This window comes from Streptomyces sp. NPDC043908 (assembly GCF_056435525.1).
Genome location: NZ_JBWKEI010000020.1, coordinates 1 through 14,752, shown reverse-complemented (window position 1 = coordinate 14,752; position 14,752 = coordinate 1). Strand labels below are relative to the sequence as shown.

Here is a 14,752-nt window from a genome sequence, read left to right as displayed (position 1 = left end):
CTAGCACCCCCCCGCCACCAAGTGCCCCTGGGCTTTATTTTTCGATATACCCCGTAACATATTCCACCCCCCCCCCCCCCCCCCCCCCCAGCCCCCCCCCCCCCCCCCCCCGGTCCTCCCTGTTCGCGCAAGGGCGGCGAGCGCCGTGATCCCTTGGCTGACCTGCGGGAACGCGGATCTTGACAGTATCTGATGGCCCATCAGTCAAGGGATTTCGATTCCATTGACTTCTTTTCGCGCCCCCAGGTCAATGGCTCCCTGCCGGCGCAGCCGAGCCGCTGCTGCGCCACGACCGCAGAGGGGGGCAGTCATGCCTTCAGCACGAAGACGGCGCCGCTGGGCCGCCGTACTGGGAGCCGCGGCGCTCATGGCCGGGACCGGGGCGCTCGTCGCCCCGGCGCAGGCCCTGGCCGCGACGCCCGTCGACTTCGCCACACACTGCGTACCACCGCCCATCGCCGGTATCCCGGCGATCGACGGCACCACGTCCGCCCAGATCACCGTGGACAAGGCCGCGCCCAAGGTCGGTGACACGGTCACCGTCACGTACACGGTCACCAAGCCCGCCGCCGGCAACCCGGTGGACCTGGCGCTGCCCGCCGACATCATGACCCCCACCGGAAAGGTCACCCTGGGCGGCGCCCAGAGCGGCGACGTCACGGTCGCCGGGCCCAAGAAGAACGACCCGGTGCCGGGGAAGGGCGCGTTCCCGCCGTTCTCCATGACCGGGACGTTCACCGTCACCGCACCCGGCGCGATCACCCTGTCGCCCGGCGACTACAACATCCACACCAGCTACATCATGGAGCTGGACACCCCCTGCACGGTCACCAACCCGCCCGCGCCCGTCTCCGAGACGGTGACCGCGACCGGCGGCGGCCAGACCAACCAGCGGGCCGTCCAGCTCGGTACGGCCTCCGGCAAGCCCGGCGCGGGCGTCACCGTCACCGGGTCGAAGTTCACCGCGGGCGCGACCGTGACGGTCGCGGGCCGGGCCGGGGCGGCGGAGACCGCCGACAGGACGACCGTGACGGCGGACGCCCAGGGCGCGTTCTCCACCACCCTCACGGTCAACGACAAGGCGACCAGCGGCATCGTCGCCTACGAGGGAGCGAGCTGGAGCGACGACAAGGGGGCGGGACCGGCGGCGTACACCGTCGTCGACGACACCCCGACGCCGCCGAACAGCCAGAAGCTCACTTCCGCGGTCAAGGCGGGCACGCTCTCCATGACCCAGGCCGGCGACGCCGTCACCCTGGACGCCGTCGACTTCGGCAAGGGCGGCTTCTCCCGCGGCTCGCTCCGGACGGTGACGGTCCAGGACTTCCGCGGCGGCCCCGCTGGCTGGTCCCTGACCGGCAAGGTCACCGACTTCACCGGCCCCGCCGGAGCGAAGATCGACGCCTCGAAGCTCGGCTGGACCCCGGTCTGCGCCACCAAGGCCGGTTCCCCGTCGACCTGCGCGGCGGGCTCGCCGGGCACCGTGGGCAGCGCGGGCGCGACCCTCGCGACCACGCCCAACGCGGCGCTCACCGGCGGTGAGTTCACCGTCGACGCCCGGGTCTCGCTGAACGTACCCGCGTTCACCGCGCCCGGCGCGTACTCCGGCGTGCTGACCCTCACGCTGGCCTGATCCACCCGTGGGCCGGGCGCGCACCCGGCCGGCCCACCCGTCCCCGGGGGAGCGCACCGTGCGCAGACCGTCCGTCCCGCTCCTGATCGCCGCCGTCATCGCCGCCGCCGTCGCCGTCCTGGCGGCCCCGGGTGCGCCCGCGCGCGCCGCCGACAACGGCAACTGGGCCGTCTTCCCGGTCTCCTCCGGCGCGGACCGGCGCCCGTACTTCTACCTCTCCGCGAGCCCCGGCACCACCCTCACCGATCAGGTCACCGTCACCAACAAGACGGCCGCGCCGATGACCTTCCGGCTCTACGGGGCCGACGCGTACAACACCGAACGCGACGGCGGGTTCGCGGTACGCACCCAGCGCGAGCCGCAGCACGGCGTCGGCGCCTGGACCAGGACCGGCCGGCCGGCCGTCACCGTCCCGGCGCACGCCTCGGTCACCGTGCCCTTCACGCTCACCGTCCCCGCCGACGCCGAGCCCGGCGACCACCCCGGGGCGCTGGTCGCCCTGGACGAGAAGGTCGCGGCCGGGCGCGGGGATCTTGCCATGGGGGTGCGCCAGGCCGTCGGCGCGCGCGTCTATCTGCGCGTCACCGGGCCCACCGTGCCCGCGCTCGCCGTGGAGGACGTCACGCTCGCCCAGCACCGGCCGCTGGTGCCCGGCACCGGCACGAGCCGCACCACGATCTCGTACACCCTGCACAACCGGGGCAACGTCACCCTCGACCCGAAGGTGGAGCTGAGGGCGACGGGCCTGTTCGGACGTACGCTGCTCAGCCGCGCGCTCACCAAGGTCCCGGCCGAGCTGCTGCCCGGCCAGAAGGTCCGCCTCACCGAGCCGTGGGCCGGGTCGCCGCAGCTGGACCGGGGTGACGTACGGCTCACGGCGAGCGCCAAGGGCGTCACGGGATCGGGCGGCGCGTCCTTCCTCGCGCTGCCCTGGCCGGCCGTCGCGGTGCTGGTCGCGGCCCTGGCGGCGGGCATCCTGGGGTGGAGGCTGCGGCGGGCGCGGGGGCGACGCGGCTGAGCCGCGGGGGCGCGCGTGCAGCGGGGGCGTGCCGATCGGGGAGAATGGGCGGCATGAGCGCTCGTACTGTTGAGAACAACGCCCCCCACCGGGCCGGCTTCGCCTGCTTCGTCGGCCGTCCCAACGCCGGCAAGTCCACCCTCACGAACGCTCTGGTCGGACAGAAGGTGGCGATCACCTCCAGCCGTCCGCAGACGACGCGGCACACCGTGCGCGGCATCGTGCACCGCCCCGACGGACAGCTGATCCTGGTCGACACTCCGGGCCTGCACAAGCCGCGCACGCTCCTGGGCGAGCGGCTGAACGACGTGGTCCGCACGACCTGGGCCGAGGTCGACGTGATCGGCTTCTGCCTGCCGGCGGACCAGAAGCTGGGGCCGGGCGACAAGTTCATCGCCAAGGAGCTCGCCGGGATCAAGAAGACCCCGAAGATCGCGATCGTCACGAAGACCGACCTCGTCGACTCCAAGGCGCTCGCCGAGCAGCTGCTCGCCGTGCAGCGGCTCGGGGAGGAGCTGGGCTTCGAGTGGGCGCAGATCGTGCCGGTCTCGGCCGTCGGCGACCAGCAGGTCCAGCTGGTGGCGGACCTCCTGGTCCCGCTCCTGCCCGAGGGCCCCGCGCTCTACCCCGAGGGCGACCTCACGGACGAGCCCGAGCAGGTCATGGTGGCCGAGCTGATCCGCGAGGCGGCGCTGGAGGGGGTACGGGACGAGCTTCCGCACTCCATCGCGGTGGTGGTGGAGGAGATGCTGCCGCGCGAGGACCGGCCCGCCGACCGGCCGCTGCTCGACATCCACGCGAACGTGTACATCGAGCGGCCGAGCCAGAAGGGGATCATCATCGGGCCCAAGGGGAAGCGGCTCAAGGAGGTCGGGATGAAGTCGCGCAAGCACATCGAGGCGCTGCTGGGGACGCCGGTGTTCCTGGACCTTCATGTGAAGGTGGCGAAGGATTGGCAGCGGGACCCGAAGCAGCTGCGCAAACTGGGGTTCTGACCCCTCCCCGCCCCTTCCCCAAACCCTCCGGGGGCGGGGGAGCCCCCTTCCCGGGGCTACGCCCCCGACCCCCCGAGCGGGGCCTACGGCCCCCGCACCCCACGGCGGGGCTGCGCCCCTGCACCCCACGGCGGGGCTGCGCCCCTGCACCCCACGGCGGGGCTGCGCCCCTGCACCCCACGGCGGGGCTGCGCCCCTGCACCCTGCTACGGGGCTGCGCCCGCGACCCCCGGCGGGGCCTGCGGCCCCCGCACCGCTTCTTTTCTTTCGTCTGCGGACCGTCCGTGGCTGAGCGCGCAGTTCCCCGCGCCCCTAAAGACAGGCACTTCCGGCCGCGCCGTGACGTATGGGGTGCGTTTCAGGGGCGCGGGGAACTGCGCGATCAGCCCCCACCGGCGTGCGGGGGGAAGAGGCGCTGTAGCGGGGGCAGGGGCCATAGGGCCGCCCGGGGCAGGCTCCCCGTCCGGGGGGAGGGGGTGCTCAGCCCTCCGCGATCAGTGCTGTTCCCACTCGTACGAACCCCAACCTCCCGTACATCCGCGCCACATCCTCATCCCCCGCCGACAGGAACACCGTCGACGCGCCCCCCGCCCGCGCATCCCGCACCAGCCGTGCCGTGACCGCCTCGCCCAGGCCCCGGCGGCGTGCGGCCGGTAGCGTTCCGACGCCGACGATCTCCGTCACCGGGCCCAGCGGCTGGTGCATGCCCGAGCAGAGCGGGAGGCCGTTCTCGAAGGCCGCCGCCACCGCCGTGAGACCGGCCCGGATCCGCTCCGCGACCTGCGCCGCGCGCCCGTCCCCCGCCCGCGCCGCGATCTCGGCCGTCAGCTCGGCCGGCCCGGCCGCCCCCACCGCCGTACCGGGCGCCGCGAACGCCAGGTGCGGCACCACCAGGGCCGCGTGCAGCAGCGGGTCCTCCGCGCCGACCATCCGTACCAGGGGATGGGCGGGCGCCTCCGGCGCGTCGGGGGAGAGCACCATCAGCGGATGGGCGTGGACCGTGAGGCCCGACGCCTCCACCGCCGCCCGCAGCCCGGGCGCCACCTCGTGCACCCACTCGAAGGCCTCGGGTATCCCGAGCTCCCGCTGGCGCGCCCGTACCCGGTCGACGTCCGCCGCCGACACCGGCCCGGGGTGGCCGGGCGTGGGCCGGGCGTAGAACGGCCAGCCCACCCCCTCCCGTACGAACAGGGTCAGCGGACCGAAGTCCTCCGCACGGGCCGACGTACGCGGCACCGCGTCGTAGTAGCCCTCCAGGAGGTGGAGGTCGAAGGGGGCCGGGAGCCCCGGGGGCCGGGAGGAGCCCGGGGAGGGGGAGCCCGGGGAAGGGGATTCCGGGGAGGGGGAGTCCGGCCCGTCCGGTGCGCTGGTCTTCATGCGCGCATCAAAGCAAGCTCGCCCCCCGCTACGCACCCTCTTTCAGGACCCGCGACACCAGCGTCCGCTGGGCCTCGGACAGCCGGGGGTCGGCGCAGTGCACCGTGCGGCCGTCGACCGTGATCTCGTAGTGGAAGCCGTCGGGCACGCCCGGGGACGGCTCCGTCCGGGCGTCGGCGAGGGCCGCCTCGGCCAGGGCCTGCCACTCGGCCGCGTCGGGCCGGCCCGAGGTGTCGACCTCCGCCCGGCGCTCGATGCCGGCGAATCCTCCTGTGCGGGTCACCTGGATGCGCATGCTCCCTGTCTAGCAGCGCACCGGGCCCGGCGCACCGCCCCCGGGCCGGCCAGGAGCCGCCGGGGACGGCCAGGAGCCACCGGGGGGCCGTCACGGGCGGCCTCAGCACCTTTGCGTCGCCCTCTGCTGCCTCGCGTCCCCACCTGGGCGTACGCCGCCGCCGGAACGGGACTTTGGTCCCTGGTCCCCTCGGCCACGTCCCGCATACTGAAACGGGACCGGCGCTTTCGGCGCCTCTCGGCTAGGCTGCGGCACATCATGCGTTTCGGGCTGCTTCTCCTTAGCTGCCGCGGCGAGGGGCTGTAGTCGTAGGCCGACCCCCTCCCCGCGGGATCTGGTGCTGCTTCGACCAGTCGGCCTCCCCCACGCTCCCAGCGAGCAGGGGGACCCCCAGCCCGAAGGCCCCGAGGAGCCCTACGCGATGTCCGAGAACCCTGTGTCTGTCGGTCGCCCGACGCCCGTCACCAACGCGACCCACACCCAGAAGCCGTCCGGGATGCCGATCCACAAGTACGGTTCGTACGAGGCCGTGCCCATCCCCGACCGCACCTGGCCCGAGAAGCGGATCACCAAGGCGCCCCGCTGGCTCTCCACCGACCTGCGCGACGGCAACCAGGCGCTGATCGACCCGATGAGCCCCGCCCGCAAGCGCGAGATGTTCGACCTGCTGGTGCGCATGGGCTACAAGGAGATCGAGGTCGGATTCCCGTCGTCGGGGCAGACCGACTTCGACTTCGTACGCTCGATCATCGAAGAGGGCGCGATCCCCGAGGACGTGACCATCTCCGTCCTGACCCAGGCCCGCGAGGACCTGATCGAGCGGACCGTGGAGTCCCTGCGCGGCGCCCACCGGGCCACCGTGCACCTGTACAACGCCACCGCCCCCACCTTCCGCCGGGTCGTCTTCCGCGGCTCCAAGGACGACATCAAGCAGATCGCGGTGGACGGCACCCGGCTGGTGATGGAGTACGCGGAGAAGATCCTGGGCCCGGAGACGACCTTCGGCTACCAGTACAGCCCGGAGATCTTCACCGACACCGAGCTGGACTTCGCCCTGGAGGTCTGCGAGGCGGTCTGCGACGTGTGGCAGCCCGAGGAGGGCCGCGAGATCATCCTCAACCTGCCCGCCACGGTGGAGCGTTCGACGCCCTCCACGCACGCGGACCGGTTCGAGTGGATGAGCCGCCATCTGACCCGCCGCGAGTTCGTCTGCCTGTCCGTGCACCCGCACAACGACCGCGGTACGGCCGTGGCCGCCGCCGAGCTGGCGATCATGGCCGGGGCCGACCGCATCGAGGGCTGCCTGTTCGGTCAGGGCGAGCGCACCGGCAACGTCGACCTGGTCACCCTGGGCATGAATCTGTTCAGCCAGGGCGTCGACCCGCAGATCGACTTCTCGCAGATCGACGAGATCCGCCGGACCTCGGAGTACTGCAACCAGATGGAGGTCCACCCGCGCCACCCCTACGCGGGCGACCTGGTCTACACCGCCTTCTCCGGCTCCCACCAGGACGCCATCAAGAAGGGCTTCGACGCGATGGAGGCGGACGCCGCCGCCCGGGGCGTCACCGTCGACGACATCGAGTGGGCCGTCCCGTACCTGCCGATCGACCCGAAGGACGTCGGCCGCTCCTACGAGGCCGTCATCCGGGTCAACTCCCAGTCCGGCAAGGGCGGTATCGCGTACGTCCTGAAGAACGACCACAAGCTGGACCTGCCGCGCCGGATGCAGATCGAGTTCTCCCGGATCATCCAGGCGAAGACCGACGCCGAGGGCGGCGAGGTCACGCCCGGCCAGATCTGGTCGGTCTTCCAGGACGAGTACCTGCCGAATCCGGCCAACCAGTGGGGCCGCATCCAGCTGCGTTCCGGCCAGACCACGACCGACAAGGACGGCCGGGACACCCTGACCGTCGAGGCGGTCGTGGACGGCGTGGACACGGTCCTGACCGGCACCGGCAACGGACCGATCTCGGCCTTCTTCGAGGCGCTGGCCGCCATCGGCGTGGACGCGCGGCTGCTGGACTACCAGGAGCACACGATGAGCGAGGGCGCGTCCGCGCAGGCCGCCTCGTACATCGAGTGCGCCATCGACGGGCAGGTCCTGTGGGGGATCGGCATCGACGCCAACACCACGCGCGCGTCGCTGAAGGCGGTCATCTCGGCCGTCAACCGCTCGGCCCGCCGCTAATTCCCGGCGCCCCACGGCGCCGCACGGCGCCCCACCGGCCCCCGGCGGCCGGTGGGGCGCCGTCTTTGCGCCACTCCTCGCCCCAGGGTGCTGACGCCGCCTCGCCGATGTGGCTAACATCACGTCAACGCGGCAATGTTGCCGGTCCGTTACGGAGGTGTGCGGTGGTGCTAGGCCGGGGACACAACGCGACGAACCCTCGCGCCGCGGGCATCCTCGAACGCGTGTGGACGGTGCGGACCGCCTGGACCACCGTGGGCGACGGGGAGTTCTTCTGCCCGGAGTGCGGGGGCGACCGCAACTTCCGCCGCCGCACCGGCCGTCGGCGCCTGGCCGTCCTCGGCGTCCCGCTGCTGCCGCGCGGCGCCGCCGGGCCCGTGGTGGAGTGCGCGGCCTGCGAGACCCACTTCGGGACGGACGCCCTCGACCACCCCACCACCACCCGCTTCTCGGCGATGCTGCGCGACGCCGTGCACACCGTCGCCCTCGCCGTCCTCGCCGCGGGCGGCACCTCCTCCCGTACGGTCACCTCGACCGCCGTCGCCACGGTCCGCGCCGCCGGGTACGACGACTGCACCGAGGAGCAGCTGATCACCCTGATCGAGGCGCTGGCCGCCGACACAGGGCGCTTCCTCACCGACACCGAGGCCGACCCGTGCGGCGCGGCCCTCGCCATCGAGCTGCACGAGTCGCTGGAGCCGCTGGCCCCGCACCTGGCCCCGGCCGGCCGCGAGTCGATCCTGCTCCAGGGCGCCCGGATCGCGCTCGCCGACGGCCCCTACCGCCCGGCCGAGCGCGAGGTCCTCACCACGGTGGGTGGCGCGCTCCAGCTGTGCGCGGACGACGTGGCCCGCCTCCTGGCGGCGGCCCGCACCCCGTCCTGACCGAGCCCGCCGCGCGCGGTGGAACAATGGCCCCATGAGTCTGTTCCGGGACGACGGCATCGTGCTGCGGACCCAGAAGCTCGGTGAGGCCGACCGGATCATCACGCTTCTGACCCGCGGGCACGGGCGGGTGCGCGCCGTCGCCCGCGGAGTGCGCCGCACCAAGTCCAAGTTCGGCGCGCGCCTGGAGCCGTTCTCCCATGTGGACGTGCAGTTCTTCGCGCGCGGCAGCGAGCTGGTCGGGCGCGGCCTGCCGCTGTGCACCCAGAGTGAGACGATCGCCCCGTACGGTGGCGCGATCGTCACGGACTACGCCCGGTACACCGCCGGCACCGCGATGCTGGAGACGGCCGAACGGTTCACCGACCACGAGGGCGAGCCCGCCGTGCAGCAGTACCTGCTGCTGGTGGGCGCGCTGCGCACCCTCGCGCGCGGCGAGCACGCCCCCACCCTGGTCCTCGACGCCTTCCTGCTGCGCTCGCTCGCGGTCAACGGCTACGCGCCGAGCTTCGAGGACTGCGCGCGGTGCGGCATCCACGGCCCCAACCGGTTCTTCTCCGTCGCGAGCGGCGGTGTGGTCTGCGCGGACTGCCGGGTGCCGGGCAGCGTCGTACCCTCTGCGGAGGCGGTCGGACTGCTGAGCGCGCTGCTCACGGGGGACTGGGCGACGGCGGACGCGAGCGAGCCCCGGCACGTGCGCGAGGGCAGCGGCCTCGTGTCGGCCTATCTGCACTGGCATCTGGAGCGCGGACTGCGCTCCCTGCGGTACGTAGAGAAGAACTGAGGGAGACGAAGGCCACATGGCACGACGCGGAATCCTGGGCGGCCGCTCACGGCGCGAGTACACGACCCCCGAGCCGCACCCCTCGGGTGCGCGCCCGCCGAAGATCCCCGGCGAGCTGGTCCCCAAGCACGTGGCGGTCGTCATGGACGGCAACGGGCGCTGGGCGAAGGAGCGCGGGCTGCCGCGCACCGAGGGCCACAAGGTCGGCGCGGAGCGCGTCCTCGACGTGCTCCAGGGCGCGATCGAGATGGGGGTCGGCTCGATCTCGCTGTACGCCTTCTCCACCGAGAACTGGAAGCGCTCGCCCGACGAGGTGCGCTTCCTGATGAACTTCAACCGCGACTTCATCCGCAAGACCCGCGACCAGCTGGACGAGCTGGGCATCCGGGTGCGCTGGGTGGGCCGGATGCCCAAGCTGTGGCGCTCGGTGGCCAAGGAGCTCCAGGTCGCCCAGGAGCAGACCAAGGACAACGACCGGCTCACGCTGTACTTCTGCATGAACTACGGCGGCCGGGCGGAGATCGCCGACGCGGCGAAGGCGCTCGCCGAGGACGTGAAGGCGGGGCGGCTCGACCCGTCGAAGGTCGGCGAGAAGACCTTCGCCAAGTACCTCTACTACCCCGACATGCCGGATGTGGACCTGTTCCTGCGGCCCAGCGGCGAGCAGCGCACCTCCAACTACCTTCTCTGGCAGAGCGCCTACGCCGAGATGGTCTTCCAGGACGTGCTGTGGCCGGACTTCGACCGCCGGGACCTGTGGCGCGCGTGCCTGGAGTACGCGCAGCGCGACCGCCGCTTCGGCGGAGCGCTGCCCAACCTCGACGTCCCGCGGCAGGACGGTGCCACCGCGTCCGAGTGACCCGCGCGGGGGCGCGGCCGGCCCGGTCGCTCAGACCGCGGCCGCCGCGCACTCGGGGGCGTCCGCCGACTCCAGCTCGGCGGTGAGCCGCGCGCCGCGGTCCTCGGAGAAGTCCAGGGCGGCGAGCACCGACGGCACCGCGATGCTCGCCATCACATGGCGTTGCAGGACCGCGTGGCGGTGCGCGAGGTCCTGGTAGTCGCTGAGCGTCTGCGACATCATCTGGAGCCCGGCGAAGGCTCCCACGTACAGCTCGGCCGTGTCGGAGATGACCACGTTGGGCATCAGCTCGCCGCGCTGCTGCGCCTGGGTCAGCACCTCCTGGTTCGCCTCGCTCCAGTGCCGGAACGGGCCGGTGCGGTCGAGCCCCGTCGCCTGCTGGTCGAGGGTCAGACGGATGCTGGCCCGGACCAGGTGGTCGGTGCGCAGGCGGTGGGCGAGCACCGAACCGGCGTCGATCAGCTCCTGGAGCTTGACGGGCTGCGGCGGCAGCGAGGGGCCGGAGCCCTGCTCGTTGAGGACCCCGTGCGCGAGCGCTTCCTTCGACTGGAAGTGGAAGTAGAGCGCGCCCTTGGTGACCCCGGCCATCTTCAGGATGTCCGTGATCGTGGCGGCCTGGAACCCCTGCTGCTCGAAGACGATGGCCGCGGCCTCCAGGATCGCCCTCCTGGTGCGGATCGCACGGTCCTGCTTCGCCACGCTGCCTCCTCGTGTTGCGCCGCGATGTCGACGCTGTGAACCTTCGGGACCGGTGCCCCGCACTTGAAAAAAACCGTCTAGTTTGTATCTTAACCGTGGACCGCATGACTACGTTTCTTCGTACATGCCTCGGGGGGAGCCATGTCGAAAACAGCAGCAGTATTGACCAGCGCCATACCCATAACCGGGGCCGGGCCCACCACCATGACGCAATCGCACCCGGTTTCACCGGAATTGGTTCACAGGGCGAGGCCGGCCGACGCCTTTCCGCACGGCTGGCGCAGGCGGGACGGAGACACCTTCTCGGTCACCGCGCACTGGCCGCACGACCACGTCTTCTTCGAGCCCGTCGCACGGGGTCTGCACGACCCGATGCTCGTCGTCGAGACGATGCGGCAGTCCGCGATGCTGATCGTGCACGCCGGCTACGGGGTGCCGCTCGACTGGCACTTCATGCTCACCGACCTCGAATATACCGCCAACGACGGCCAGTTGGACGTCGGCGGCCAGCCGGCGCTCATCGACGTGGAGCTGGAGTTCACCCGTCTCGAATGGCGCGGCGGCAAGCTCTCGCGGCTCAAGGTCCACTGGGTGCTGCGCCGCCTGGGGCGCCTGGTGGCCACCGGCTCCGGGCAGGCCCGGGTGCTGAGCCCCGGCGTCTACCGGCGCCTGCGCGGCGACCGCACGGCCCCCGGCACCACCGGATACCTTCCGCTGCCCGTCCCCGCCGACCTCGCGGGCCGCACCCGCGCCGCCGACGTGGTGCTGTCGCCGTGCCCGCAGGAGCGCGTCTGGCGGCTGCGCGTGGACACCACGCACCCCACGCTCTTCCAGCGCCCCAACGACCACGTGCCCGGCATGCTCCTCCTGGAGGCGGCCCGCCAGGCGGCGAGCGCGGCCCTGGGGCCCGCGCCGTACGTCCCGATCGCCGGTGACATAGCGTTCCACCGGTACGCGGAGTTCGACAGCACCTGCTGGATACAGGTCACCGACGCGGCGCCCCGGCGCCCCGGCATGACCAGTGTGCAGGTCACCGGCCACCAGGACGACAGCCTGGTCTTCCTCGCCACGCTCTCGGCGCCGCGCGTCGACTGACGGGCGCGACGGGGACGGGCCGAGGGACCGGCCGCGGGACGGGCCGCGGGGGAGAGGGAGAAGGGGACGACGAACGGTGATTCTGGTGACCGGCGCGACCGGGACCGTGGGAGGCGAGGTCGCCCGGCTGCTCGCCCCCGCCCATCCGCTGCGCATCCTGGCCCGGCGGCCCGAGCGGGTGACGGCCACCGGGCCGGCCGTCGAGGTGGTCCGCGGTGAGTACGCCGACCGGGCCGGCCTCGACCGCGCCCTGACGGGCGTCCGGGCGGCCTTCCTGGTCACCGGCAGCATCGGCGAACCCGACGACCTGCGGTTCGCGGAGGCCGCCCGCGCGGCCGGGGTGCGCCATCTGGTCAAGCTCTCCGCGCTGGCCGTCACCGACCCGGCCGCCGACGACCTCATCACCCGCCGCCAGCGCGAGAACGAGACGGCCGTACGGGAGTCCGGGCTCGCCTGGACGCTGCTGCGGCCCCGCGCCTTCATGACCAACACCCTGTCCTGGGCGCGGTCGGTGCGCGAGGAGGGCGTGGTGCGCGCGCTGTACGGGGACGCGCCCAACGCCACCGTGGACCCGCGCGACATCGCGGAGGTGGCGGCGCGGGTACTCACCGAGCCGGGCGCCCACGAGGGCCGCGCCTACGCGCTCTGCGGCCCGGCGGCCGTCACCGCCGCCGAGCAGACCGCGCTGCTCGCCGAGGCCCTGGGCCGGCCGCTCCGCTTCGAGGAGCTCGGCGTCGAACAGGCCCGCGCCGCGCTCCTGGCGCGCTATCCGCGTCCGGTGGCCGAGGCGCTGCTGCACAGCGCCGAGCGCCAGCGGGCCGGGGCGAAGGCCGGTGTCTCCGGGCACGTCCAGGAGCTGACGGGCCACCCGGCGCGCTCGTACGCCGAGTGGGCCCGCGACCACGCGGCCGCCTTCGCCTGACCCGGCCGCGCCGCCTCCCGTACGGGAAAGGGGCCCTGCCGCGACCGAACGGCAGGGCCCCTTCTTCCGCGCCCCTAGCGGTTGTTCAGAAGGAGCGGCACTTCCCGGTGGCCGTTGGAGATGAACGACGGGAGCTGGGCGAGCTGTTCGACGGGCGTCGCCAGCGCCACGTCCGGGAAGCGCTCGAAGAGGGCCGACAGCGCCACCGTCGCCTCCATCCGGGCCAGCGGCGCCCCCAGGCAGTAGTGGACGCCGTGCCCGAAGGCCAGGTGCTCGCGGCGCAGCGGACGCGACGGGTCGAAGCGGTCGGCGCTCTCGCCGTGCACCTCGGGGTCGCGGCCGGGCCCGGCGAGCGCGATCAGGATCGGCTCGCCCCGGGGGATCACCACACCGCCGATCTCGATGTCCTCCACGGCGTACCGCAGCGGCACATGGCCGGCCGGCGGCTCCCAGCGCAGGGTCTCCTCGATCACGTCCTCCCAGGAGACTTCGCCGCGCCGGACGCGGGCCAGCTCCTCGGGGTGGGTGAGCAGGGCGCACGCGGCCTGGTCGATCAGGTTGACCACGGTCTCGAACCCGGCCGAGATCATCAGCAGCAGCGTGTCCACCAGCTCGACCTCGGTGAGGCCGCTGCCGTCCTCCTCGTCGTGGGTGGCGATCAGACCGCTGGTCATGTCGTCGCCGGGGTTGGCGCGCTTGAAGGCGATGAACTCGTTGAGCGCCACGTACAGTTCGCGGCCGGTCGCCTCGGCCTCCTCGGGGGTCACCTCGGTGAGGAAGGTGATGTCGATGAGGCGGCAGAGCCGGTCGCGGGAGCTCTCCGGGACCCCGAAGAGCTCACAGATCACCTGGACGGGCAGCGGACTCGCGAACGCCCGGCGCAGGTCGACCGGGCGGCCCTGCGGGGTGTCGGCCAGCTTGTCGAGGAGGTCGGAGACGATCCGCTCGATCGTCGGGCGCAGCGCCGCCGTCTGGCGCGCGGTGAACGCCCGGGACGTCAGCTTGCGCAGCCGGCTGTGCTCCTCCCCGTACGCGGTGATCATGCTGCGGACGGATATCCACAGGGCCAGCGGCCAGGTGCGCGGGATGTCACCGTTGATCCAGGCGGGCCAGTGGCGTTCGGCGTCCTTGGAGACGCGGGGGTCGGTCATCAGGCTCTTGGCGGCCTCGGCGCTGGTGACCGACCAGGCGGGCACGCCGCCCGGCAGCTCGACCCGGGTGACCGGGCCGTGCGCGCGGATACGGGCGATCTCGCCGTGGAGGTCGGTCCCGGAGGCGTCGAGGGCGAAGGGGCATTGCTGCTGGGGCATGGAGGTGCTCCGTAAGGACGGGATGGGGGTGTGGGTCGGTGCCGTGTACGTGTGTGCCGACTACTGTCGGCGCAGGGGAAGAGGGGCGTCGACGGGGATGCCGTTCCCCGGCGCGCTCTCGACGGTGCGACAACCGTGGGCGCCACCGGCGCCGAGGGCCCGGGCCGGGTCGCGCGGGGCGCCGGGCAGCGGGGCGCCGGACGGCGGGGCGTCGGGCGGCGGGGCGGAAGCCGTGGTGTGGTGTGCGGCGCCCTTGATACGGGGGCCGTCGGCGGTCCGGGGGGCGGGCGACACCGTACGGACGGGCGCGACTGCGCGGGCGGCTGCGGCCGCGGTGGTGGCGTCGGGTGTGGCTTCGGCGCCGGCGGTGTGCGCGGTGGCGCGTTCGTGGTGCGTCGCGCGTGCCGGCCGCGGCGGCCGCGACGGCGCGACGGTATCCAGCCGTGCGCTCACCATGTGTCCTCCCCCCCACTTGCTCGGACGAGAGGACATTAACGAACCGGACCCCCGGTTTGCCATGGGGGGTCCGGTAGAGGGTCCTGGCCTTGTCGGCCGATGTCAGATGAGGTGTCAGGTGAGGTGCCAGATGAGGTCAGTTGGTGACGGTCCAGGTGTCGTTGCCGGTGAGGAGGGTGGTGAGGTCGCCTTTGCCGTGTTGTTCGATGGCTTGGTCGAGTTGGTTGGTCATTT

Annotated in this window: 14 protein-coding genes; 9 read left to right on the top strand and 5 right to left on the bottom strand. The window is 72.8% G+C overall.

The annotated features are described in order from the left end of the window. Positions 1-310: 310 nt before the first annotated feature. Genes AC069K_RS32185 through era form a run of 3 tightly spaced genes read left to right on the top strand, consistent with a single transcriptional unit; the run spans position 311 to position 3,646 of the window. The gene (locus tag AC069K_RS32185; protein WP_365114079.1) at positions 311-1,633 is read left to right on the top strand and encodes a WxL domain-containing protein; all 1,323 of its coding nucleotides are present in this window, start codon (positions 311-313) and stop codon (positions 1,631-1,633) included. Positions 1,634-1,691: 58 nt separating this feature from the next. Continuing rightward, entirely contained in the window at positions 1,692-2,651 is a 960-nt protein-coding gene (locus tag AC069K_RS32180) for a DUF916 domain-containing protein (RefSeq protein WP_478622104.1), read from the top strand. Positions 2,652-2,704: 53 nt separating this feature from the next. After that, positions 2,705-3,646 carry a GTPase Era gene (era, locus tag AC069K_RS32175; RefSeq protein WP_358836693.1) on the top strand — a complete coding sequence of 314 codons (942 nt, stop codon included), beginning with the start codon at positions 2,705-2,707 and terminating at the stop codon, positions 3,644-3,646. A gap of 480 nt (positions 3,647-4,126) precedes the next feature. On the opposite strand, the gene AC069K_RS32170 is transcribed toward era, so the two are convergent. Together AC069K_RS32170 and AC069K_RS32165 are read right to left on the bottom strand one after the other, a co-directional pair. Then, positions 4,127-5,023, bottom strand: a complete 897-nt coding sequence (locus AC069K_RS32170) for a GNAT family N-acetyltransferase (protein ID WP_478622102.1) — start codon at positions 5,021-5,023, stop codon at positions 4,127-4,129. Positions 5,024-5,051: 28 nt separating this feature from the next. Continuing rightward, positions 5,052-5,318 carry a protealysin inhibitor emfourin gene (locus AC069K_RS32165; RefSeq protein ID WP_358836695.1) on the bottom strand — a complete coding sequence of 89 codons (267 nt, stop codon included), beginning with the start codon at positions 5,316-5,318 and terminating at the stop codon, positions 5,052-5,054. 421 nt (positions 5,319-5,739) lie between these two features. On the opposite strand from AC069K_RS32165, the gene leuA reads away from it, so the two are divergent. The 4 genes from leuA to AC069K_RS32145 all read left to right on the top strand — a co-directional run bounded on the left by leuA (position 5,740) and on the right by AC069K_RS32145 (position 10,036). Then, positions 5,740-7,509, top strand: a complete 1,770-nt coding sequence (gene leuA / locus AC069K_RS32160) for a 2-isopropylmalate synthase (RefSeq protein ID WP_365114086.1) — start codon at positions 5,740-5,742, stop codon at positions 7,507-7,509. Positions 7,510-7,673: 164 nt separating this feature from the next. After that, positions 7,674-8,393: a TerB family tellurite resistance protein gene (locus AC069K_RS32155; RefSeq protein WP_478622100.1), complete on the top strand. Its 720-nt coding sequence runs from the start codon at positions 7,674-7,676 to the stop codon at positions 8,391-8,393. Between the two features lie 34 nt (positions 8,394-8,427). Beyond that, entirely contained in the window at positions 8,428-9,177 is a 750-nt protein-coding gene (gene recO / locus AC069K_RS32150) for a DNA repair protein RecO (protein WP_365114088.1), read from the top strand. A 16-nt stretch (positions 9,178-9,193) separates the two neighbouring features. Beyond that, on the top strand, positions 9,194-10,036 hold the full coding sequence (locus tag AC069K_RS32145; RefSeq protein ID WP_478622098.1) for an isoprenyl transferase: 843 nt from the start codon (positions 9,194-9,196) through the stop codon (positions 10,034-10,036). 30 nt (positions 10,037-10,066) lie between these two features. Here the strand turns inward: AC069K_RS32145 and AC069K_RS32140 are convergent, their stop codons facing one another. Beyond that, positions 10,067-10,735, bottom strand: a complete 669-nt coding sequence (locus tag AC069K_RS32140) for a ScbR family autoregulator-binding transcription factor (RefSeq protein ID WP_365114092.1) — start codon at positions 10,733-10,735, stop codon at positions 10,067-10,069. A 234-nt stretch (positions 10,736-10,969) separates the two neighbouring features. Between AC069K_RS32140 and AC069K_RS32135 the strand changes: the two genes are divergently transcribed. Both AC069K_RS32135 and AC069K_RS32130 read left to right on the top strand, forming a co-directional pair. Continuing rightward, positions 10,970-11,830 carry a ScbA/BarX family gamma-butyrolactone biosynthesis protein gene (locus AC069K_RS32135; RefSeq protein WP_478622095.1) on the top strand — a complete coding sequence of 287 codons (861 nt, stop codon included), beginning with the start codon at positions 10,970-10,972 and terminating at the stop codon, positions 11,828-11,830. Between the two features lie 76 nt (positions 11,831-11,906). Further along, a complete protein-coding gene (locus AC069K_RS32130; protein ID WP_365114096.1) occupies positions 11,907-12,752 on the top strand; it encodes an NAD(P)H-binding protein in 846 nt (281 codons plus the stop codon). 74 nt (positions 12,753-12,826) lie between these two features. Here AC069K_RS32130 and AC069K_RS32125 read toward each other — a convergent pair whose 3' ends face one another. Both AC069K_RS32125 and AC069K_RS32120 read right to left on the bottom strand, forming a co-directional pair. Further along, positions 12,827-14,062 carry a cytochrome P450 family protein gene (locus tag AC069K_RS32125; protein WP_478622093.1) on the bottom strand — a complete coding sequence of 412 codons (1,236 nt, stop codon included), beginning with the start codon at positions 14,060-14,062 and terminating at the stop codon, positions 12,827-12,829. Positions 14,063-14,122: 60 nt separating this feature from the next. Next, positions 14,123-14,518 (bottom strand): hypothetical protein, encoded by a 396-nt coding sequence (locus tag AC069K_RS32120; protein ID WP_478622091.1) that lies wholly within the window; start codon positions 14,516-14,518, stop codon positions 14,123-14,125. Positions 14,519-14,752 lie beyond the last annotated feature (234 nt).

Coding starts and splice junctions, on each gene's coding strand:
- AC069K_RS32185 (WP_365114079.1), top strand. CDS start 311: ATGCCTTCAGCACGAAGACGGCGCCGCTGGGCCGCCGTACTGGGAGCC.
- era (WP_358836693.1), top strand. CDS start 2,705: ATGAGCGCTCGTACTGTTGAGAACAACGCCCCCCACCGGGCCGGCTTC.
- AC069K_RS32170 (WP_478622102.1), bottom strand. CDS start 5,023: ATGAAGACCAGCGCACCGGACGGGCCGGACTCCCCCTCCCCGGAATCC.
- AC069K_RS32165 (WP_358836695.1), bottom strand. CDS start 5,318: ATGCGCATCCAGGTGACCCGCACAGGAGGATTCGCCGGCATCGAGCGC.
- leuA (WP_365114086.1), top strand. CDS start 5,740: ATGTCCGAGAACCCTGTGTCTGTCGGTCGCCCGACGCCCGTCACCAAC.
- recO (WP_365114088.1), top strand. CDS start 8,428: ATGAGTCTGTTCCGGGACGACGGCATCGTGCTGCGGACCCAGAAGCTC.
- AC069K_RS32145 (WP_478622098.1), top strand. CDS start 9,194: ATGGCACGACGCGGAATCCTGGGCGGCCGCTCACGGCGCGAGTACACG.
- AC069K_RS32125 (WP_478622093.1), bottom strand. CDS start 14,062: ATGCCCCAGCAGCAATGCCCCTTCGCCCTCGACGCCTCCGGGACCGAC.
- AC069K_RS32120 (WP_478622091.1), bottom strand. CDS start 14,518: ATGGTGAGCGCACGGCTGGATACCGTCGCGCCGTCGCGGCCGCCGCGG.